Genomic DNA, 20,890 nt, shown 5'->3' with positions numbered 1-20,890 from the left:
CCTCCCCGCAATTAAGAAAATGCAACGCTGTTTAGCAGTTTATCGATGACTTGCTCAGCATCCACCCCTTGATTTTGAGACGTAAAAGTCAAAACTAGACGGTGGCGAAATACTGAATGAGCCACTGCTCTTACGTTGTCTGGTGTCACGTAATCTTGGCCATTTAACCATGCGTGAGCACGTGAACACTTGTCTAATGCGATGGTTGCACGAGGGCTAGCCCCTAACTCAATCCACTGGCTAAGCTGTTCGTCATATTTGTCTGGGTAGCGAGTTGCATCGATAAGATCGACAATGTACTGATCTACCTGTTCTGCGACATGAATCTTATCAATATGGCGACGTGCCTCTAGCACTTGTTCGATGGTCATGAGCGGTTTGCTGCTAGTGGAGCCTTGGTTCTCAATGCGCAAGAGTTTGAGCATGTTTTTCTCAGCGTCTTTACTTGGATAATCAATCAAAATCTGCATTAAGAAACGATCCATCTGTGCTTCAGGCAGTGGGTAGGTACCTTCTTGTTCAACTGGGTTTTGTGTGGCGAGAACCATGAACAGTTCTGGTAATTTGTGTGTTTCTCCTGCTATCGAAACTTGTTTTTCTGCCATCGCTTCAAGCAGTGCTGATTGCACCTTAGCTGGAGCTCGGTTGATTTCATCGGCCAGCAAAAGGTGAGTAAATACAGGGCCTTTTTTGAATGTCAGCGATTGAGTATTACTTTCGTAAACTTCGCTACCCGTGATGTCAGCAGGAAGCATATCCGGTGTGAACTGAATGCGGTTTAGATCGGAATCTAATTGGCTAGCCATTACGCTTACACTGCGGGTTTTAGCGAGACCAGGTAAACCTTGGAGAAGAACATGACCGTTGGCAAGCAGAGCGATCACTAACTGTTCAACAGATTTTTCCTGCCCAAGCACGCGCAAATTAATTTTCTCTTGTAACGTAATAAAGTGGTTTTTTTGTACGCTCACGTTATCTCCTTAGGGACGTCGTTTAGCCCGAAGGCTGAGTAGAACTATTCGATGGTGTTAGAGTAATAACTGTGAAGGTGGTGGTGAACTAGGAGTATTACTAAATGGACCTCAAAATGAACACAGGTGCGCATAAAGCGCACCTGTGTTGATGTACTCGCTGATTGAGGGGGGTTATTCCTCGCGGTAAGGTAGTGAAGACAGCACTCGGTCTAAGTTGAATGCAGTTGGCTCCTGACGCAGTGGGAATTCGTTAAACGTCTGTAGTAGACCTGCCACTTCAACTTGGATTGGAACGAAGTGGAACATACGTTCTGCGTACCAACGTAGGTACATCCCTGAGTGTTCTGGCGCTTCCTCATATGGGTCTGCACGTAGGTCAACCAGTTCTGGCCAAGTAGAGGCTAGACGTGGAGCGAACCAGCTCTCTTCTGTTGGGTGGATAAATGTTGCTTTGATCTTACCAACACGTACCGCTTCTAGATTACCTGTTTCAGCAAAGTAGAAAATCTCGTTACGTTCAGTGTCTTCGTTGTTGAACCACGCGTTAGTATGGTCGTAACCATCAATGTAAACGTCATGTTTTGTTTTGAACGACTCTTGAACATCTTTAACACCGGCAATTGTTGCTAGAGTGGTGAACAAGTCTTCGTGAGACTGGATACCGTTGTTGCGAGCTCCTTCTGGGATGTAACCAGGCCAGCTAACCATGAATGGCACACGCACACCACCTTCAGACGTTAAACCTTTCTCCCCTTTAAATGGTGTATTACCGCCATCTGGCCAAGACATTTTCTCGGCACCATTGTCGGTAGTGAAAATAACGACAGTGTTGTCACGTTGGCCTGTTTCTTCTAGCTTTTCTAGAAGCTCACCTACGTAGTGATCCAACTCAGCCATACCATCCGCATATAGACCGTAGCCAGTTTTGCCTTGCCACTCTTCGCTTAGGTGAGTCCAAACGTGCATTCGAGATGGGTTATACCACATGAAGAATGGGTCATCGGTCTTGGCAAAGTCGTCTAGGTAATCCAGAGCCATGTCCGTTAGTTCACGGTCGATGGTCTCCATGCGCTTCTTAGTGAGAGGTCCTGCCGACTCAGTTGGGCCATCGGCTGTGCCCGTGACAATACCACGAGGGCCGAAGCGTTCGAAAAACTCTGGATCTTGTGGGTAATCTGGGTGTTCTGGCTCTTCTTCAGCGTTTAGGTGGTAGAGGTTGCCATAGAAGAAATCAAAACCGCGGCGGTGAGGCATCATGTGCTCACGGTCACCAAGGTGATTTTTACCAAGTTGTACATTGAAGTAACCTTGCTCTTTAAGCACTTCAGCCAGCGTTGGATCATCTTGGTGAATACCGACCGGAGAGCCTGGCAGGCCCACATTTAGAAGACCTGTACGAACAGGAAGTTGGCCAGTTAGGAATGCTGCACGACCAGCAGTTGAGCTTGGTTGACCATAGTGGTCAGTGAAAAGCATGCCTTCATTTGCGATACGGTCGATGTTTGGCGTTTTGTAGCCCATCATGCCCAGGTTGTAGGCAGAGGTGTTTGACCAACCTATGTCATCGGCCATGATGACGAGTATATTTGGTTTCTCTGAAGTGTTTTTTGCTATTGCTGGTGCTGCAGCAACGGTAGCTAATGCAGCAGTGCTGAGCACGGTTTTCTTTAGTAAGCGTTTAGAAAGGGTTTTCATAAGATGCTCCTGAAATAAGATGAGCACAGTATGTTTTTTTTCCAAAATGAACTGAACTAGGACAATTCCTAAACGAATTGAAGTTGAGCTACTTACTTAAAATACTACTAGGTATTTTGGGTGTTGCTGTTTATGGTAATGAAGTTCATTAATGAAAAGAGGTTTACAAATGCTATCTGATTCAATCACTTCAGCATTAATATCCATGTCTAGTCGGTTATTAAATTCTCCAACAGCACAAATGGAAGAAACCATCATAGAGACGCTACATGAATGTCGAATTGCTTTAAAAGTCGACCGTATATCATGCTTGCCTATTGAACAAACCAGAATACGTGACTGGCGATTTTATGAGGCTGCGGGAGAAGGCGTTCCCAGAGTCAAATCTCAACTTCCGGAATCCTTGGTTTTAGAATATCGTCGGCATATCCAAGCGGGAGTTGTTGTATCAAGTGAGGAATCACCAGAACTGCTTGAGCTCGCTAGTCACTTACAGGATGAAAATCCGCTGCGTCATATATTGGTTCCAATAACTGCTATGGGGAAACCATGGGGCTTATTGGCCTGTGCAAATTTTAGTGAGGTAGACGGCTATTCAGAAGAGTTTATAAACGCGGCGACAGTGCTGGGTAATATGATTGCATCCAGTATTGAGCGTGTACGTCATTATGAGCAGCTAATAAAAAGCCGCCAAGATGTAGTTGAGAGAAACAAACGCATCATTGGAGAACGAGAAAGAGAACGACAGAATATTGCGCGCGATTTACATGATGATTTCAGCCAACGCCTTGCTTCTTTAGGGATCGAGCTCAGTCTTGTCTCTAGTATTTGTGATGAAACCACAAGACCTGCGCTAATGAAGTGCGCCAATGAACTCGCATCAATCACCAAAGATGTTCAGCATCTGTCTCGTCATTTGCACCCAGTGGTCATAGAAAGAGTAGGGCTTAATGCCGCTATCCAATCTCATGCTGAACAAGTAGCCGAACGCTCAGGGTTGTACTTATCGATTGAGCTTGATGACGATACTTCTTTTAACAATGATGTTTCATTGCATGTCTATCGCATTATCCAAGAAGCGTTATCCAACATTGTGAAACACGCAAATGCTTCTGCAGTAACAATCACGTTAAAGCCATATAGCTGCGGGCGCGTAGAATTGTCGATTCGAGACGACGGTATCGGAATCGATCAAGAGCAAACATATACTCAATCTCCTTCGCTAGGTCTTCAATCTATGATTGAACGCGGAGAATTGATTGGTGGAGAATTGGTTATTAAACGTAATGATCCAAAAGCAGGAACTACAGTTAAATTATCCATAAAAACAAGTGAGGTATAAATGGCAACCGTTGTAATTGCAGATGACCACCAGATAGTCAGTGAAGGTATTGCCCGCTTAGTGGACTTAACCCACCAAGTTGTCGGGATTAGCGTTGACGCAACAGAGCTACTTCAGCTTGTTAAGCAACATCAGCCCGACTTAATTATTACCGATATTTCTATGCCTGGTATGCAGCTAAACACTACGCTTTCACTGCTTAAGCGAACTTCGCCAAACAGTAAACTTGTTTGCTTATCTATGCATGATGAACCAGAGATCGTTAAGGCTGCATATCAATATGGTGCTGACGGGTATGTACTGAAACATCAAGCCGGTTTTGAGCTAGCAGCGACGATGAAAAATGTACTCGCCGGAGAACGCTACATACCAGATGAGTTGAAAAGCATTATTGAGCAAAAGACGGATTTGACCGCCAGACAAGTTGATATCCTTAAACTATTAGCTCAAGGTTTTTCTGCGAAGAAAGTGGCTTTGGAGCTTAATATTTCTTCTAAAACGGTCGAATACCACAAATACAAGATGATCGAACAACTTGAACTTGCTAGTGCATCTGAGCTTATTGCTTGGGCTCACAGTCGAAAGTTCATCTAACTTACCCGCCACCTCTCTAATCCATATCTCCTCCCGTTAGGAAATGTCCTAGTGGTCTAATTTAGGCCGCCTAAGGATAATTATCCTAAATCCAACAGGAGCGCAGATATGACGATGACATCACCACACCCATTCCACCTTTTGGTTAAGCCTGTTGGCTCAAAATGTAACTTAGATTGTCACTATTGTTACTACTTGAGAAAAGAAGAGCGTTATCAGCCAGGTGCGACAATGCAGATGTCAGACGCTCTCTTGGAAACATATGTCCAGCAATACATCGCTGCTCAGCCAAAACACATCAAATTTGTTGATTTCAGTTGGCAAGGTGGGGAGCCTGCACTGCGCGGTCTTGAATTTTACGAAAGAGCTGTAGAACTGCAGAAAAAATATGCTCGTTCAGGTATGACGATCTCAAACACATTCCAAAGTAATGGAACTCTGATCAACGAGAAATGGGCGAAATTCTTCAAAAAGAATAATTTCTTGATCGGACTTAGTATTGATGGTGACAAGCTAAATCATGACTTAGGCCGACCTGACGTAAAAGGGAATGGCAGCTACTCACGAGTATTACGTGGCCTCTCCAAGCTGCAAAAACATAAAGTACAGTTCAATACCTTGACCGTTGTGCATAACGACAACGCGCATCTAGGTAAGCAAACCTATCAGACACTCAAAAAATTAGGTTCTAACGTCATTCAGTTTCAGCCTTGCGTTGAGCACTCCCTTGATCGTCGTGGGGAAAAAGACTGGTCTTTGACCCCACATCAGTGGGGGTACTTTTTGTGTGATGTATTCGATGAGTGGCGCAAAGAAGACGTGGGGAAAGTACACATTCAGTTTTTTGAGAACACGCTCGGTATTCTTGCGGGTCAACCAAGTCAAATGTGTTTCCATTCGGAAACTTGTGGCCAACAAATGATGCTAGAACATGATGGCAGTATTTACTCTTGTGACCACTATAGCTATGAAAATCATAAAGTTGGCGATATAGAATCGGTAGATTTAGGCGCTCTAGCATCCTCCTCGAAGCAAGTTGAATTTGGTTTAAACAAGTGGAAGTCACTGCCTAAGCAGTGCCGAGAGTGCGATTTCAGACCAATGTGCAATGGCGGCTGCCCAAAAGAGCGTACTTCTCTTACCGCAGACCTTGAGCCGGGTTTAAATCATTTATGTTTTGGATATAAAAAATTCTTTGTGCACGCAATGCCTTATTTTGCCGCAATGCTAGAGGCAATCAAGCTAGGACACCCGGCTGCAGTTTATCCCATGTTCGTAAAGCGTATTACGGCGTAGTTTTGAGTAAGTGTTAATTTTCAATCATTAAGGAACGAAGTCAATGAAAAATAAACTCACCACAGCAGCAGGTTGTCCTGTTGCACATAACCAAAATGTAATGACTGCGGGTAAACGTGGTCCGATGCTTTTGCAAGATGTCTGGTTTTTGGAAAAGCTTGCACATTTTGACCGTGAAGTGATTCCTGAGCGTCGAATGCATGCGAAAGGTTCTGGGGCTTATGGCAAATTCACAGTGACTAACGATATTACCAAGTATTCGAAGGCGTCAATTTTCTCTGAAATTGGCAAAACAACCGAACTGTTTGCTCGCTTTACAACGGTTGCAGGCGAGAGAGGAGCTGCAGACGCTGAGCGTGATATTCGTGGTTTCGCACTTAAGTTCTATACAGAAGAGGGAAACTGGGACTTAGTGGGTAACAACGCTCCGGTATTCTTTTTACGAGATCCACTCAAGTTTCCGGACTTGAATCACGCGGTAAAGCGCGATCCGCGCACTAATATGCGCAGCGCCGAAAATAATTGGGACTTTTGGACGTCACTTCCTGAAGCATTCCATCAAGTGACGATTGTGATGAGTGATCGAGGTCTTCCAGCAACGTACCGTCATATGAATGGTTACGGTAGCCATACCTTCAGTATGATCAATTCAGACAACGAACGTGTTTGGGTGAAGTTCCACTTCAAAACACAGCAGGGAATCAAGAACCTGACGGATCAAGAAGCAGAGACACTGATTGGTCAAGACCGAGAAAGCCATCATCGTGATCTCTACGATAGCATCGAAAATGGAGAGTTCCCGAAATGGACGATGCAAATCCAAGTGATGACAGAGAAAGAAGCGAACGACGTTGAGTTCAACCCATTTGATCTAACAAAAGTATGGCCTCATGCGCGTTTTCCGTTGATTGAAGTCGGGGAGCTTGAGCTCAACCGCAATCCAGAAAACTTCTTTGCAGAAGTTGAGCAATCAGCATTTAACCCTGCCGCTATCGTACCCGGAATTGGATTCTCTCCAGACCGAATGTTGCAAGGTCGTTTATTTGCTTACGGTGATGCGCAGCGTTACCGTTTGGGCGTTAATCATCATCAAATTCCAGTGAATGCGCCACGTTGCCCTGTGCATAGCTACCATCGTGATGGTGCGATGCGTGTTGACGGCAACTTTGGTTCAACCAAAGGCTATGAGCCGAACCAGTATGGAGAATGGGCACAGCAATCAGAGCATGCTGAACCTGCGCTAGAACTAGAGGGCGAAGTGAACCATTGGGATCATCGTGAAGACACGGATTACTTCACTCAAGCAGGCAATTTGTTCCGAATTATGACATCGAGTGAACAGAAGAGTCTATTTGAAAATACAGCACGTTCAATTAGCTCTGCCTCTAGGAAAGTGCAACTGAAACATGTTCAACATGCACTTCTCGCCGATCGTAATTACGCGCAAGGCTTAGCGAAATTATTGGGTTTTGAACTCTCCGAGATGGAGGGGGAGCATGTTATTGCTCAAAGTGACGTGGAAGTATGATGGATGGTTTTTTAGTTTCCCGGAATCGTTGGGGTTTACACTTGTTCAGCCGCAATATTTGTGAAGTAATGGTCTAAGGTAAGTCTACAGCGCCTCAAATATGGGGCGCTTACGAAGGTAAAATGTATGTCTCGTAGCAAAGTGAAAAACGATACTAGGGATGGGGTCGAGGAAGCAAACAAAGGCAATAAAATCATCGGGTTCGCAATGTGGTTGATAAAAGCTATTGTGATATTGGCGGTATTAATTGGAAGTTCAATTGGTTTGTCTAAGCTTGGTACTATCCATGGAAAAACTCTTCCTGAGAACTACTTTATTGATGGTTATCCCACTATTTTGAAGCTGCTTGATTCTGAAGTATTTATGGGATTTGTATTTTTTGTAACCGTCGCCATTATTGTGTATGTCCTTTATCTGCTTTGGGAATTGCATGAAATTGCAGTGCATAAGTCCGCGAAAATGTCGAGTGCTCACACACAAATTGTATTCGCTCTTTCACTGTGTGGTCTGTTTATAGATAAAACGTGGTGGGTTTTAGCCATCATCATTGCTTTTGCGCGTTGGGACGTATTAGCCGAAGCGATTTCGTCCATAATTCGAAATGGTCGTACTGTGATCTCTACGAATAAGGAGCAGTAAGATGAAAGAAATAATGCTTCCATATATTCTAGTTTGTTGGATCTTAGTTAAAATAGGTGTCGTTAAATGGACGCTACGTAACGCTACAATCATTGTTGCGATAGGTTTGACGCTCGCGTTTGCTTTGTTTACGGCACACCGATTTTGGTCTCCTTCAGATCTAACCGATAGTACGACAGTGAAAGCGCCACATGCCGTTTTAAGTCCATTAATTGGACAAGAAGTTGAACAAGTTTTCGTGGATCATAATCAGGTAGTCAAAAAAGGCGATTTAATATACACCCTGCGTTCGGTTGACACTGAATCTCAAATGATAGGATTAGACGCAGAGAAGAAGGCGGCAAAAGCTGAAATACTCGCACTCACTCATCAGATTGCTAACGATGAAAAGAACCTTGATCGTTTAACCCAACTTGGTGACTTTTCACAAGAATCAGAACGAGATAACCTACGGACACGTATCGACACTACTAACGCTCAAATTGCGTCAGCCAATGCAAAAATTTTGAGTATTGAGGCTCAGATTGCAACAGCAGAATGGCAAAATGAGCGAAGAGAAGTTCGTGCTCCTTTTGATGGGCAGCTTTCAATCTCGAACATTGTTGATGGTACGCGTGTAGGTAACATGCACTTATACAACACGAATAAGAAATTTGTAGAAATGCGTATTGCTGACCAAACCTATCGCGGACTCAAAGTCGGTCAATTTGCAGAGTTTTATGTGAATGCATACCCAGGTGAGATATTCCGTGGCCGTGTACATAGTTTAACCACTGGTACGGGTGAAGCACGTGTTTCTGTCATGAATGGTTCGCAACATGTACGCCAACACGTTGGGAACAATATGAACGATCATGGCCGAACAATTGTGATTGAATTTGATGAACCAGAGGGATACAACATTCCAATTGGGGCTACTGGTTCCGGATGGGTTTCTGCAACAAAACCTCATCCAATGCTTGGTTTCATAGATATTATCGGTGCAGCAACGGTTAGGCTTAAATCTTACAAAGCTTACTTATCAGCAATTTAACATTACAAATCGACTATAGATGTAGTAGATAAAGGAGTTTAGCCAATCTGTTGTAGATTGGTTAAACTTAGCAGCTTGAATAGCCATCTAACATTCTCTAGTCATCTTTCACGTTGTTTTGGATACTTAACATACACCGATAAATGTTTAGTGGATAAGAAAGTTTGGCCACTAGATTAAAGGTCTTGCTATAGTTTAAGTCATTCGTTAAATGCTAATTTAGCAACCCGTATAACTTAGTTTTGTCCAATTCCGTTCTAGTAGGTATCAGAATATTCTGTGATTGTTAAGTTCGATGAAGGGATAAATCCTTCAAATCAACCTAAGTATGTTTTGAAAATGTGATTAAAAAGGCTGAATCAATAAACTGATCAGCCTCTATCGATTTATTCCATTAAAGGTAACGGCTTCTCAAGTGATCTTTAAAGTACTGTGCATTCAAGGTTTCACCTGTTGCGCCTTTCACCAAATCATCAGTGGTGAGTAGGCTGCCTTTGCTCCAAATGTTCGATTCTAACCAAGTGAAGATAGGTGATAAATCACCGCTTTCAATCACTGAATTCACATCGACCGTTTTCTTCATTGAAGCCATGAACTGAGCCGCGTACATCGCACCTAGTGTGTAAGACGGGAAGTAACCGAATGCGCCGTCGGTCCAGTGGATGTCTTGCATACAGCCATTAGTGAAGTTGCCTTGAGTGCTTAAACCAAGGTAAGACTGCATTTTAGTATTCCAAAGTTCAGGAACATCAGTGTGCTTGATTTTGCCGTTGATCAGGTCACGCTCAATCTCGTAACGTAAAATCACGTGCGCTGGGTAGGTCAACTCATCGGCATCAACACGGATGAAGTCTTTCTTCACGCGAGTATAGATCTTCTGGAAGTTATCTTTCTCAAATTCTGAGCCTGAGAACTGTTGTCCTGCTAGGTTAGCTAAGTGTCCGATGAATGGGTCACTGCGGCCAACTTGCATCTCGAAGAACAAAGACTGAGATTCATGGATACCCATAGAGCGAGCTTCACCTGCTGGTTGTCCTGCTAGGTGTTTAGGTAAGCCTTGCTCGTAACGTGCGTGTCCTGTTTCATGGACGATGCCCATTAAGCTTTGAACGAATTCAGCTTCATCGTAGCGAGTCGTGATACGCACGTCTGAAGGAACACCACCACAGAAAGGGTGAACACTTTCATCTAATCGGCCGTGTTCGAAATCGAATTGAAGTAGCTTCATCACTTCTAGGCCAAGTGCTTTCTGTTTCTCTGTCGAGTAGATACCCGATGGCGCGTTAAATTGCTCGCTCGATTGCTTTTCGATCACTTCGTCAATCAAACTTGGTAGCCATGTTTTAACGTCTGCAAATAAGACATCCAATGAAGCAGAGCTGGTGCCTGGTTCATAGATGTCCAGCATCGCATCATAAGGCGTTAAGTTAGCGGCATCTGCGCGAATTTGTGCTTCTTCACGTGATAGCTCAACCACTTCACGCCAGTTCTTTTCAAAACCAACCCAGTCATTTTCTCCACGTTGGCTACGCCATGCATGTTCACATTTTGAACCCGCTAGAGACTTCGCTTCAACCAGTTTTTCTGGAAGTAGGTTAGCTTGTTGCCATTGGCGTTTTATTTCACGAAGTGACGATTGTTGCTCGTTGTTCAGCGCTTCGTTTTCAGCGTCTGCAATCCAATCGCCAAGCTGTGACTGAGTCATTAAGCCGTGAATATGAACAGAAAGCTCGGCCATCGCTTCACTGCGTGCTTGGTTACCGCCAGTTGGCATCATGGAAGCTTGGTCCCAACCACAGATAGAGGCTAGGTGTTGAAAGCGTGAACATTTTTGAGAGTGTTCGACTAGTTTTTTGAATGCGCTCATTTGACTACTCTTAATTTGGTTTCTTTAAATGACCCATAAGGCTGCATCAGTTTAAGGGGCATCTCGATGTTTAGTACTTTGAAGTTGGTCACTTCACTTTGTTTCTGAGGCAGTTCTTCCAGTAGAAGATATAGCCTAAACAAGGTAGGGCAGTGATATGCCAGTAATTTACTATTTGTTAACAAATTAAACTGTACCATTGTGCACAAAATCAGTGAGTTGTATAGCTGATGACAATTGTTGCTTGCGAATTGTTCAGATACACGGTATTGATGATAGATCGCTGAACAAGAATGATAATGATATGGATATTTTGAACTTTGAGGCATTTCTGATTGCCATCACTATTTTAACGTTAACGCCGGGTTTAGATACGGCTTTGGTAATTCGCAATACGAGCCGTTCTGGCTTATCTGACGGTGTGATGACCAGCTTTGGTATCTGTAGCGGTCTTTATGTGCACGCCTTTTTCTCTGCTGTGGGTATCTCTGCGATTCTTGCTCAATCAGCTGAACTCTTTCAAGCCGTTAAAATGGTGGGTGCGGTTTACCTTATTTGGCTTGGTTTAAGCAGTTTACGTGCTTTGATGAAAAATGGCGGCGGGTTGAAGGTGGGTGAGCAAGCTCATCAAGCCTACAGTGCAAAACGTTCTTTGCGTGAAGGTTTCTTATCTAATGTGCTTAACCCGAAAACGGCGGTTTTCTATTTGGCTTTTCTGCCTCAATTCGTAAACCCTGAGGGCTCGCCATTATTACAATCTATGTTGATGGCTTCGGTCCACTTTATGATTGCGATGGTGTGGCAATGTGGCTTAGCTGGCGCGCTTAACTCGGCTAAAAACTTGCTAAAGAATGCGAGCTTTATGAAGTGGATGGAAGGTGTGACTGGCATGGTGCTGGTGGGACTGGGCGTTAAGCTTCTGATGGAAGAACCTGTGTAGTTCACCTTTTTTAATAGAACATATGAAAGCCCACGACACGTCGTGGGCTTTTGCGTTTTATTGCTTGTAGAACTTTGTACCATTCTTATTCAGCAATACTGTTGTTCACAGTGTCGCTATTTACCGTCTAGCTATTCGACGACACTGATGTTCATCTCAGCACCTTCGAAACCTAAGGCACTCAACTCATCAGCATTGAAGTTGGTGGTAACTTCAATATCGCCAATACGTTCAGTCGTTTCGTTTACAGAATCTGTACTTCTTTTGCTGCGTAGATTGTTAGCAATCGGTGTTGCTTGGCCAATCTCAATGGTGCCTGCAAATTGAGAGTCCGCGTAGAAATCACCCGATACGTAAGAGTGGAATGGACGCAAGCTTCCGCCTGTTGCGTATTGCATGCTAGATAAGCCCGCTTCTTTGATTGCCCAACCCCAATCCCACCATTTGGTTTCACCTGGAATGTATCGGTGATCCCATTGGTAGCGAATGTCTGCAGATTTCTCACCGCCGCGACCCATAGTGAAGGTGTGGGCTTTGTAAGGGCGGTTGTCTGGGTGTGTATGCCATGCGTTGCCACCCCAACGAAGGAAGCCGTTAAACTCAACATCGTAGCTAATATCAGCGTTGAATCGGTACGGATAGGAGATACTTGAACGATACAACTCGACTCGAATCGGAAGCTCTGAGTTGGCTGGAACCATTGGGCGCGCTTGAAGTGTCACTTGTTCGCTAGTAGAGCCACCATTGGATTTAGAGAAGCTTTGGTTGGCTTCAAATTTAACGGTGAGCTTAGTTTCGCCAACAAGAGGCCACTTAAACGTATTCTCTGTTTGAACGCTTTGCGAGAACCCGTAGCTGTTCGTTTTTGACCAGTTTGTTGATTCATCCACTTTCAGATCGACAACCACTTGTTGCGCGATATTACTGTTGTTTCTTGCCGTCGCGTAAACTGTCTTCACTAGCTCACGGTCTGATTCGATAACATCACCATGCCAAAAGTTGTCGTCGTTAACGGTGTAGGCGAAGTTGTCGACGGTGATTTTAGTTTTTTCCCCACAGCGATAACCACTACAAGAACCACCATTGTTTCCTTGTATCACCCAGCTGTCGCCAGAGCGGTTGATCGTCATGTCTTCACCCACGTACTGACTATTATTGCCGCCAACCCATGCGTAACCTAGGTTATGAGCCAAATAGCTTAACGGACGAACAAAATCATTACGGTTATTGACCAGCTCATATTGAACATCCAACTCGCTGCCTTCTGGAACCGATTTAGCAGAGTAGTTTGGAATTTCAGACTGGTCATTGTTCGGATAACAGAACGTTTTGCCGTTGGTTGTGTCTTGTTTAATAAGGCCATTGTATCCCGGGCCCATGATCACCCAGTTTCCTTTTAAGCCTGTGATCTGCCAAGTGCCCATTCTAGCCAGCAAAGCGCTCTTTTGCTCTTCGGCTTCAAAACGGTCTAACGGGCGATAGCCAGAGCGACATACATCGTCACCAAGTTGGTCATGGACTATTTGGTCTGGGTAAATCTTTGCGTTTACGCCCGTAGATAGAACAGACAACACTGCGGTTGCTAAGAGACTTCTGTTTATTCGGATCATTAACAATTCCCTCATTTGTAATTTTTCTATTTTGATAATGTTTTTTGTGCCGTGCAGTTAACAAGACAAGTTCACTTTTTCATGTTGATAAATAGATAGATACTGAAAAGGGTTGAATTAAATTTCCTTTTTAATTCAATGGTTTGTATTGTTTTATTTGTTTGTTCGGTGAAAGAGGCTGTAACTGAAAAGAAAATCTTTGATAGGGCTCAAACCGTTTTTAGAAAAATGAGGCGTGATGATTGATACATTCACGTCAAATAGTTTTTAACGTGGTCTATCGCGGGTGAAATGAATGGTTAAGTACGAGAGAAGACATATTATTCACATCGTTTTTATTTGATGTAAATATCAACAGGAAAGCGATAAATGAGACTTGGGTTTTAAAATTTAATCCAGTGTTTTAAACATCCGATTAATTGAATACTCAAAATACAAGAGATGTTTATTGATGCAGTAATAAATATAACCATCCGTTTTTTATGTGTAATATTCAGAACGGTGTTAATTAAAATGAAGTGGATTCAGCTGGTGGCCAAACGAAGATAAATTATCGCTTAGCCAAAAGTTGTGTTCTTCCTGTATTACATGTTCGAATGATGGCAAATAAATCATTTGAACTTAATATATCAACCTTCAATGTTAAAGGGTCATTGTTGATAAGTAGGTAGGGTGACAATAAGCTGTCATTCATGGTTTTATTTATTTTTTGCACGGAGACTAAGTCGATAGTGCCAGCTATTGAAAAGAATAGGGATTGAGAAGGACCAGCTTCTCCTCTAAATCGTAGAACAATCGGGTCGGGCATATTGTCATCTTGGACGGACATAAGATGCAGAACTTTGTTATCACTTATTTTGGTGAGCCCATCGGTTCGCAATACATTTCCATCTAACACAAGATCTACCACGCTATGTTGATAACGGTGCTCTTCTTGGGGAGGAGAAGAAGGAATACTCCAGATACCAATCAATAAGGCTAGCGAGGAAAGCAGAGCTACAAATGGCATCATAATTGGCCTCTCTTTAGGAATAATGCTATCTCTTCACTCGCTCGATCTAATTGCGTGGCTGTGTAAAAGATATTGATGGACTGACGTGTTGTCTTGTTGAGCATGGAGAGTTCTGAATAGCCTGGCTCATTGCTGATGTAGGCTACGCAATCGCATTGGTGCTTGTAGAGAATGGCCTCGAGTTCTGGGCTCAAGGACATCTCTGTTTCTTGAAAAACTTGCACTTGCCCAACCCATTGTTCATTAAGTCGGTTAAAGGGAGTGATATCACCAAGGCTTTTATCGTGAACCTTAGCAAAAGCCAACAGCGCCGAGGACAACAACAAACAGCCTGTTATGAAGTAACACAGCCTGTTTTTGTATAAGCTGACTTGAGAATAGCTAAGTGGAGAATAGGTAAGTGAATTCGATTTGGATTCAGGTGTATCGTTGCTCGAAACAGAGGCAGCAATATTACTTTGACCTAGCGAACCTTGCTCGCTCACAGGTGTGAGGGGAATCGTGACTTCGCTTTGTGGTTGCGAGTCAATAAAGACGTATTCATCAATAAGGCGGTAACCGACTTTCGGCACCGTGACAATGGGCGTTTCCTTGATGCCAAGCTTAACGAACCCTTGGCGAAGTAAGCTGATACACTTCGCCAGTGACGTATCCCCAATGAACTCGCTTCCCCATGCGAAACTAATAATATCTTGTTTGTTCACAATCTCGGGTGAGTTTTTAAGTAATAACTCTAAAACGCGAGTCTCACGATATCCTATTTTAATAGAACGTTCGTCGTTATAAATACGGTTTTTAATCGGGTCGAATCTGATCATATAGCCAACGTTTTATTTTTATTATAATTCTCTCAACAATTTAGATGACTATAAACTGACTATTATATGAATTAAAGTCACATGTTTTATTCTGGTGTGTTTTTGAGTGGTCAAAACAAAAGCGTTCATTATTTGTTTATGAAAGAAACTCTGCCATTTAGTCATAATCTGTTAAATATAAGTAACATCTAATTAAGTGTTGGTTTTATTAGTGAGCTTTTAATTAGAGATTTTTGGATTAATCTTTGTCTATAAATTAATTAGAACAGTGCTCTAATTAAAATCTTATTTTATTTGTGGGTATACGGTAGTAATAATTTAGTCAGTTTAAGTATTGAATAGATATAAAAAAGCCCGCATTTGAGTGCGGGCTTTGGTTCAATCAATTCTGATTATGCTTTTACAGCTTCACAATCGTTTGAAGACGTTAAAGGTTTGAAGAACAGCTTAGTTTCTTCGATAACCACGTGGCGTAGCAAGATAAGCCCGATTAGGTTTGGAATTGCCATTAGGCCGTTCACGATATCTGCCATTATCCAGATCATGTCGAGCTTCAAGAATGCACCAGAAGCCACCAACGCAATGAAGATGATCTTGTAAGGTAAGACTGCTTTTGTACCTAGCAAGAAAACAACACAACGCTCGCCGTAGTAGTTCCAACCTAAAATCGTAGTAAACGCAAAGAAGATTAGGCCAACAGAAACCAACATAGGGCCAAGCGTGTCTGCGTTCAGACCAACAGCAAATGCATGAGTGGTCATCGCAGCACCAGAAAGGTCAGTCTGCCAAGCGCCAGTTAAGATAAGCGCCAAACCTGTCATCGTACAAATGATGATGGTGTCGAAGAACGTACCTGTCATAGAGACAAGACCTTGCTTCACACATGAATCTGTTTTTGCAGCCGCCGCAGCCATTGGTGCACTACCTAGACCAGATTCGTTAGAGAATACGCCACGAGCAATACCCGATTGGATAGCAAGCATGATGCTGGCACCAAAGAAACCGCCTGTTGCCGCTGTATTAGTAAACGCAGAGGTAACAACAAGGGTAATGGCATTCAGTAGTTGGTCTGCATTTGAAACCAGAACGCTCAAGCACGCGACGATGTACATAACTGCCATGGTTGGAACCACTTTTCCTGCAACCTTAGCGATAGATTGAATACCACCAAGCGTTACCACTGCCACCAATATCGTTAGAACAACAGCAGACATCTCACGCGAAGCGCCAAATGATATTTCAGTAGCGTCTAAGATCGCGTTAACTTGTGGGAAGGTACCAATACCGAAGCAGGCAACACCCAAAGCGAACACAGCGAACATTACCGCCAAGATTCTTGAGCCAACACCGTATTGAAGGTAGTACATAGGGCCGCCAACCATTTCGCCATTGCTATCGGTTCTGCGGTACTTAACGGCAAGTAGACATTCTGCGTATTTTGTCGCCATGCCAAATACAGCGGCAAGCCACATCCAAAATAGGGCACCAGGGCCACCAATCTTGATTGCGGTCGCTACACCAACGATGTTACCAGTACCAATGGTCGCTGAAAGTGCGGTACACAAAGCGGCAAAACTTGATACGTCACCCGTGCCTGATTTGTCTTTGCTGAATACCATTTTTAGCGCGGTTGGAAGGTGTCTAAACTGGAGTAAGCCTAAGCGAAAAGTAAAGTAGATACCTGTACCCACTAGCAGAATAAGCAGTGGTGGTCCCCAAACGAATTGGTTGATGGTTTGTAGTGTAGCTTGTAGGTGGTTCATAGATTCCCCTTAATAAATTAAAAAATTTAAGGAGAAGAGGGAAGGCAGTGCAGATCACAGGGATCGGTAGCACTACTTAATACATACGGATTTCTAGATAGAATTCTTTTGTTAATTAAGGCTTGTTGCTTTCCACTCCTCTGTCCTTTTGCCTGAGAGTTTCACTTAGCGAATCACTTATAGATAAGTAACGGGCACTAAGCTTGCTCCTTCGGCGACCGATCTAACGGTTCTCTCCAGAGGTTCCTCCAACGACAGTCCTCACTTTTCTGGATTTCTCCAGCATAAAGCACCTGAAAGATTTACTTCTTCGGCGGGTCAATCTAACTAAATGTTAATATTTAGTTAAAAACCACTCTCCTGCAGTCTTCATCGGAACAATTACCTAAATAATTAGGTAATCTGTAGGCGTATCCTAGATCATATAAAATGTGATGTCAGCTACAAAATATCTGTTTGCACAAATGTTGTTCAACTAAATGATCAAACAACGCGACTCTGACGTAACTTGCTTATTTAAATGGTATAAAATAGGGAAACAAGGAGGAGTTATGACTCGATTAATAGCGATTGTTTTTTTATTGGCTTTGGCATTTGTATTGTTTCGTTACCGGACCAACGAAAAACTGCAAAAATGGGTAGTGATAGTTATCGTTAGCAGCTTCCTTTTGTATACTGCCAGCTTGATGATTTCGGAGTTAACGCGTTAAACCGTCTGTGAGCAGGTGGGATGAACGTGTTAGGAAAGCTCAAGTGCTTCTGACTTGAGAGACAGGTTTAACTGAACCTACAAATCAGTATTGGTATTAGTACCAGTGACCGCGTAACGTTAAACATATTTTTGGGAGTACCCGCTAGTGAACCAGCAATCTGGACAAAGCGAACAAGATGAAGTGGTTGTTATTGAAGAACGCGATAAGCGCAGTCAGCTCTATATCGGCATTGCTGCGGTTATAGGTTTAGCACTGGGTGGCTTAATCGGTTCGACAGTGACGGCTTCGAAGTGGGGGTCCACTTATCAGGTACTTGAAACCCGTTATCAAGAAGTGCGCGACAGTAAAATAGAATTGATGACGTCGGTTGAAGCTAAGGTGGCAAAAGTCGATACCGAGATCGACGCAAAAGTAGAAGTCGCGTTAGCTAAACAGGCTGAAGAGCATCAAAAAGAGATCCAAGATTTAGCGAAGCAATCTGCAGTTTTAGAGAAGGCGAACTACTCACTAGAACAGCAGTTAAACGAACAAAAGCAAACGCTAGACAAAACCGAGCAAGATAACCAGAAGCTAAACCGTCAGGCGGATATGCAGTCGACCTTGTTTGAACGCTCTCGTGAGCTGTTCCGTAAAGAATTACAAATATCTCAAGAGCTTGAAAAGCTTGAGAAGGAAAGAGACGAGCTTGAACAGAACCTTGGATCACTTAAGAAAGCGTGTGATGTGTTCTTAGATGGCACTTCATGGGATGCGAAATCTGACGCGTGTGAGAAGCAAGACAACGCGAACTCTCGTCTAAGTGACATCAGACAAATGATTGAAGTCCACACCATGGATCTCAAGCAAATCAAAACGCTAACCGAAGAGATGGGTTTATAAGCTCAAACCTTTAATTCATTCGTCTTTAGCTATAACTATTCAAACGCCCACATCATGAAAATGGTGTGGGCGTTTTTCGTTCCATATTATTTCTGTAGGAAAGTCGTACAGTTAAGAACCGTTTTCACGCTATTACCAAGCTATTCGTGATTAGAGCCGTAAAATGGTTTTAATATGTGATTAATTGAATACTTGGTGACTTTGCACGCATATTTATAAGGTTGAGAAACAGCATAATAGCGGTGTTCTAGGATGAACATGCGGTCTGTTGTCATTCTGTGATTAGACCATCTCAATGGACAGGGATTAAACCATGAATGAATATCAGTGTGAGAACTGCACCGTAGCCTATTGCTTCGATGATTGTAATTCGCCATTAGCGCAACGAGAAATGATTGAAGTAGAAGAAGTGTTGGAGCGTAAAAGAGTAAGCCAAGATCCTGAACTGCTTGAACAAGACAATCCAGATACAAAAATCCCTACGAGCTAAACCATAGCCAGTAGGGATTTTAGATTAATTGCAGTACTGTTCTCGCTTTCTCAAGCAAAGGGTATTACAAAAATTTTTAGAACAGTGTTATTTGACGATAAGCACTGAAGAGAAGTTATTTCTCATACGTTTTAATTTCGCCAGATTTTACGCGAGCAACAAATGATTGCAGTTCTTTCTTAACAACAGGCATCAAGAAGTATAGACCTAAGATGTTAAAGATAGACATTGCAAAGATAGCTGCATCAGAGAAGTCGATTACCGCGCCAAATTGAATGGTCGCACCAATTACAACGAACACACAGAACATCACTTTGAATACGAGTTCCGTTGCCTTTCCTTCACCAAATAGGTAAGTCCATGCTTTAAGACCGTAGTACGACCAAGAAATCATGGTAGAGAACGCAAACATGATAACGGCAAGGGCTAGTGTGTATTTGAAGAAGCCTGCAGTTTCAGTGAATGATGCCGCAGTTAAGGTTACACCCGTTAGGCCTGTACCATCGAATGGACCTGTGTTTAGGCCTGCGATAGTGATAACCAATGCTGTCATTGTACAAATGATTACCGTATCAACGAACGGTTCTAATAGTGATACTAGACCTTCAGTGATTGGCTCTTTTGTTTTAACCGCTGAGTGAGCAATAGCTGCTGAACCAACACCTGCTTCATTCGAGAACGTTGCACGTTTCAAGCCTTGAATTAACGCACCGATGAATCCACCAACGACACCTTCGCCAGTAAATGCACCTGTAAAGATTGCACTGAACGCAGGACCAACTTGATCAAGGTTAGAACCGATAACAATCACAGCCATACCGATATATAGCGCAGCCATCCAAGGAACAACTTTTTCTGTTACCGATGCAATAGAAGGCATACCACCAACAATTACAGAGAAAACTAGAGCAGCGAGCACAAGGCCAGTGATAACACCGTATTCGCTAGGAATATCAAATGCATATGTTAACATTGCATGAGCTTGGTTGGCTTGGAACATGTTACCGCCACCCAAAGAACCCAAGATACACATCAGTGCAAAGCCGATAGCCAGCACTTTACCGAGTCCACCTAGACCTCTTTCACCAAGACCTTGGCTTAGGTAGTACATAGGACCACCTGAAACAACGCCTGACGGTAAGATAGTTCGATATTTCACACCTAAGGTACACTCACAGAACTTAGAAGCCATCCCGAGGATGCCACACAAGATCATCCAGAATGTTGCCCCAGGACCACCAATCGCAAGCGCGGCACCCACACCAGCAATGTTACCAAGACCTACCGTTCCTGAAAGAGCGGTTGTTAGAGCTTGAAAGTGAGAAACCTCGCCATCTTCTTTCGATTTAGGGTCGGTGTACTTACCTTTAATGATGTCGATAGCCATGCCGACACGTTTAAATTGAACGAAGCCAAAGTAAACAGTAAAGATGAGTGCAGCCAGTAATAGCCACCCAACAATAATCGGGAAGTTTGCTTCACCTACTGGCACGCTTTTAAATATTAATCCAACGAACCATCCTGTGTACTCGTTGAAAAATCCATCAACACTTTGGCTTAAGTTGCTAATGGCTTGATTAAATGACCCTTCTTCTGCAAATGCACTGGAACTAAACAATAATATAAACCCAAAAAATAATTCTCTTATGTTTTTCATGGTTTTCCCTGCTTTTTATTAAATTATGTTTGTTGCTGTT

The 20,890-nt window shown here is 43.1% G+C and carries 17 protein-coding genes and 1 riboswitch; of the genes, 9 read left to right on the top strand and 8 right to left on the bottom strand.

Translation table 11 applies throughout. The features are described 5' to 3' along the window. Positions 1-11: 11 nt before the first annotated feature. Both FLM53_RS01015 and FLM53_RS01010 read right to left on the bottom strand, forming a co-directional pair. Complete coding sequence (locus tag FLM53_RS01015; RefSeq protein ID WP_176681070.1) at positions 12-971, bottom strand: MoxR family ATPase; 960 nt, start codon at positions 969-971, stop codon at positions 12-14. 174 nt (positions 972-1,145) lie between these two features. Then, positions 1,146-2,669 carry an arylsulfatase gene (locus FLM53_RS01010; protein ID WP_176681071.1) on the bottom strand — a complete coding sequence of 508 codons (1,524 nt, stop codon included), beginning with the start codon at positions 2,667-2,669 and terminating at the stop codon, positions 1,146-1,148. Between the two features lie 151 nt (positions 2,670-2,820). Between FLM53_RS01010 and FLM53_RS01005 the strand changes: the two genes are divergently transcribed. From FLM53_RS01005 to FLM53_RS00980, 6 genes are all read left to right on the top strand, one after another. Beyond that, positions 2,821-4,011, top strand: a complete 1,191-nt coding sequence (locus tag FLM53_RS01005) for a GAF domain-containing sensor histidine kinase (protein WP_176681072.1) — start codon at positions 2,821-2,823, stop codon at positions 4,009-4,011. Continuing rightward, the gene (locus tag FLM53_RS01000; RefSeq protein WP_176681073.1) at positions 4,012-4,605 is read left to right on the top strand and encodes a response regulator transcription factor; all 594 of its coding nucleotides are present in this window, start codon (positions 4,012-4,014) and stop codon (positions 4,603-4,605) included. Positions 4,606-4,713: 108 nt separating this feature from the next. Continuing rightward, complete coding sequence (locus FLM53_RS00995) at positions 4,714-5,901, top strand: anaerobic sulfatase maturase (protein ID WP_176681074.1); 1,188 nt, start codon at positions 4,714-4,716, stop codon at positions 5,899-5,901. Positions 5,902-5,944: 43 nt separating this feature from the next. Further along, complete coding sequence (locus tag FLM53_RS00990) at positions 5,945-7,429, top strand: catalase (RefSeq protein ID WP_176681075.1); 1,485 nt, start codon at positions 5,945-5,947, stop codon at positions 7,427-7,429. Positions 7,430-7,555: 126 nt separating this feature from the next. Further along, the gene (locus FLM53_RS00985) at positions 7,556-8,068 is read left to right on the top strand and encodes a magnesium transporter (RefSeq protein WP_176681076.1); all 513 of its coding nucleotides are present in this window, start codon (positions 7,556-7,558) and stop codon (positions 8,066-8,068) included. Between the two features lies 1 nt (position 8,069). Beyond that, entirely contained in the window at positions 8,070-9,101 is a 1,032-nt protein-coding gene (locus tag FLM53_RS00980; RefSeq protein WP_176681077.1) for an HlyD family secretion protein, read from the top strand. Positions 9,102-9,495: 394 nt separating this feature from the next. Here the strand turns inward: FLM53_RS00980 and FLM53_RS00975 are convergent, their stop codons facing one another. Further along, entirely contained in the window at positions 9,496-10,968 is a 1,473-nt protein-coding gene (locus tag FLM53_RS00975) for a carboxypeptidase M32 (protein WP_176681078.1), read from the bottom strand. Positions 10,969-11,272: 304 nt separating this feature from the next. Between FLM53_RS00975 and FLM53_RS00970 the strand changes: the two genes are divergently transcribed. Further along, positions 11,273-11,908: a LysE family translocator gene (locus FLM53_RS00970; protein WP_048659471.1), complete on the top strand. Its 636-nt coding sequence runs from the start codon at positions 11,273-11,275 to the stop codon at positions 11,906-11,908. Between the two features lie 131 nt (positions 11,909-12,039). On the opposite strand, the gene FLM53_RS00965 is transcribed toward FLM53_RS00970, so the two are convergent. From FLM53_RS00965 to FLM53_RS00950, 4 genes are all read right to left on the bottom strand, one after another. Continuing rightward, positions 12,040-13,518 (bottom strand): aerolysin family beta-barrel pore-forming toxin, encoded by a 1,479-nt coding sequence (locus tag FLM53_RS00965; RefSeq protein WP_176681079.1) that lies wholly within the window; start codon positions 13,516-13,518, stop codon positions 12,040-12,042. Positions 13,519-14,068: 550 nt separating this feature from the next. Continuing rightward, positions 14,069-14,530 carry a hypothetical protein gene (locus FLM53_RS00960; RefSeq protein ID WP_176681080.1) on the bottom strand — a complete coding sequence of 154 codons (462 nt, stop codon included), beginning with the start codon at positions 14,528-14,530 and terminating at the stop codon, positions 14,069-14,071. Beyond that, the gene (locus FLM53_RS00955; RefSeq protein WP_176681081.1) at positions 14,527-15,348 is read right to left on the bottom strand and encodes a winged helix-turn-helix domain-containing protein; all 822 of its coding nucleotides are present in this window, start codon (positions 15,346-15,348) and stop codon (positions 14,527-14,529) included. The genes FLM53_RS00960 and FLM53_RS00955 overlap by 4 nt, the downstream gene beginning before the upstream one ends. A gap of 392 nt (positions 15,349-15,740) precedes the next feature. Further along, on the bottom strand, positions 15,741-17,111 hold the full coding sequence (locus FLM53_RS00950; RefSeq protein WP_123296866.1) for a sodium:alanine symporter family protein: 1,371 nt from the start codon (positions 17,109-17,111) through the stop codon (positions 15,741-15,743). 130 nt (positions 17,112-17,241) lie between these two features. Next, positions 17,242-17,361: riboswitch (glycine riboswitch) on the bottom strand. A gap of 607 nt (positions 17,362-17,968) precedes the next feature. Between FLM53_RS00950 and FLM53_RS00945 the strand changes: the two genes are divergently transcribed. Beyond that, positions 17,969-18,703 (top strand): chromosome partitioning protein ParA, encoded by a 735-nt coding sequence (locus tag FLM53_RS00945; protein WP_176681082.1) that lies wholly within the window; start codon positions 17,969-17,971, stop codon positions 18,701-18,703. Positions 18,704-19,016: 313 nt separating this feature from the next. Then, positions 19,017-19,193, top strand: a complete 177-nt coding sequence (locus FLM53_RS00940; RefSeq protein ID WP_176681083.1) for a hypothetical protein — start codon at positions 19,017-19,019, stop codon at positions 19,191-19,193. A gap of 115 nt (positions 19,194-19,308) precedes the next feature. Here the strand turns inward: FLM53_RS00940 and FLM53_RS00935 are convergent, their stop codons facing one another. After that, positions 19,309-20,850, bottom strand: coding sequence for a sodium:alanine symporter family protein (locus tag FLM53_RS00935; protein WP_123296870.1), 1,542 nt, complete (start codon positions 20,848-20,850; stop codon positions 19,309-19,311). Positions 20,851-20,890: the final 40 nt, after the last annotated feature.

Origin of the sequence: Vibrio sp. Scap24 (assembly GCF_013394185.1) — a bacterium.
Taxonomy (GTDB): Bacteria; Pseudomonadota; Gammaproteobacteria; order Enterobacterales; family Vibrionaceae; genus Vibrio; species Vibrio pomeroyi.
The sequence above is the reverse complement of the archived record's forward strand: the minus strand, read 5'-3'. Positions and strand labels throughout refer to the sequence as shown.

Bases quoted from the DNA above. Each gene is read 5' to 3' on its own strand.
- FLM53_RS00955 (WP_176681081.1), bottom strand. From the start codon at position 15,348: ATGATCAGATTCGACCCGATTAAAAACCGTATTTATAACGACGAACGT.
- FLM53_RS00940 (WP_176681083.1), top strand. From the start codon at position 19,017: ATGAATGAATATCAGTGTGAGAACTGCACCGTAGCCTATTGCTTCGAT.
- FLM53_RS00935 (WP_123296870.1), bottom strand. From the start codon at position 20,850: ATGAAAAACATAAGAGAATTATTTTTTGGGTTTATATTATTGTTTAGT.
- FLM53_RS00965 (WP_176681079.1), bottom strand. From the start codon at position 13,518: ATGATCCGAATAAACAGAAGTCTCTTAGCAACCGCAGTGTTGTCTGTT.
- FLM53_RS00990 (WP_176681075.1), top strand. From the start codon at position 5,945: ATGAAAAATAAACTCACCACAGCAGCAGGTTGTCCTGTTGCACATAAC.
- FLM53_RS00985 (WP_176681076.1), top strand. From the start codon at position 7,556: ATGTCTCGTAGCAAAGTGAAAAACGATACTAGGGATGGGGTCGAGGAA.
- FLM53_RS01005 (WP_176681072.1), top strand. From the start codon at position 2,821: ATGAAAAGAGGTTTACAAATGCTATCTGATTCAATCACTTCAGCATTA.
- FLM53_RS00975 (WP_176681078.1), bottom strand. From the start codon at position 10,968: ATGAGCGCATTCAAAAAACTAGTCGAACACTCTCAAAAATGTTCACGC.
- FLM53_RS00970 (WP_048659471.1), top strand. From the start codon at position 11,273: ATGGATATTTTGAACTTTGAGGCATTTCTGATTGCCATCACTATTTTA.
- FLM53_RS00995 (WP_176681074.1), top strand. From the start codon at position 4,714: ATGACGATGACATCACCACACCCATTCCACCTTTTGGTTAAGCCTGTT.
- FLM53_RS00950 (WP_123296866.1), bottom strand. From the start codon at position 17,111: ATGAACCACCTACAAGCTACACTACAAACCATCAACCAATTCGTTTGG.
- FLM53_RS01010 (WP_176681071.1), bottom strand. From the start codon at position 2,669: ATGAAAACCCTTTCTAAACGCTTACTAAAGAAAACCGTGCTCAGCACT.
- FLM53_RS00980 (WP_176681077.1), top strand. From the start codon at position 8,070: ATGAAAGAAATAATGCTTCCATATATTCTAGTTTGTTGGATCTTAGTT.
- FLM53_RS00960 (WP_176681080.1), bottom strand. From the start codon at position 14,530: ATGATGCCATTTGTAGCTCTGCTTTCCTCGCTAGCCTTATTGATTGGT.
- FLM53_RS01000 (WP_176681073.1), top strand. From the start codon at position 4,012: ATGGCAACCGTTGTAATTGCAGATGACCACCAGATAGTCAGTGAAGGT.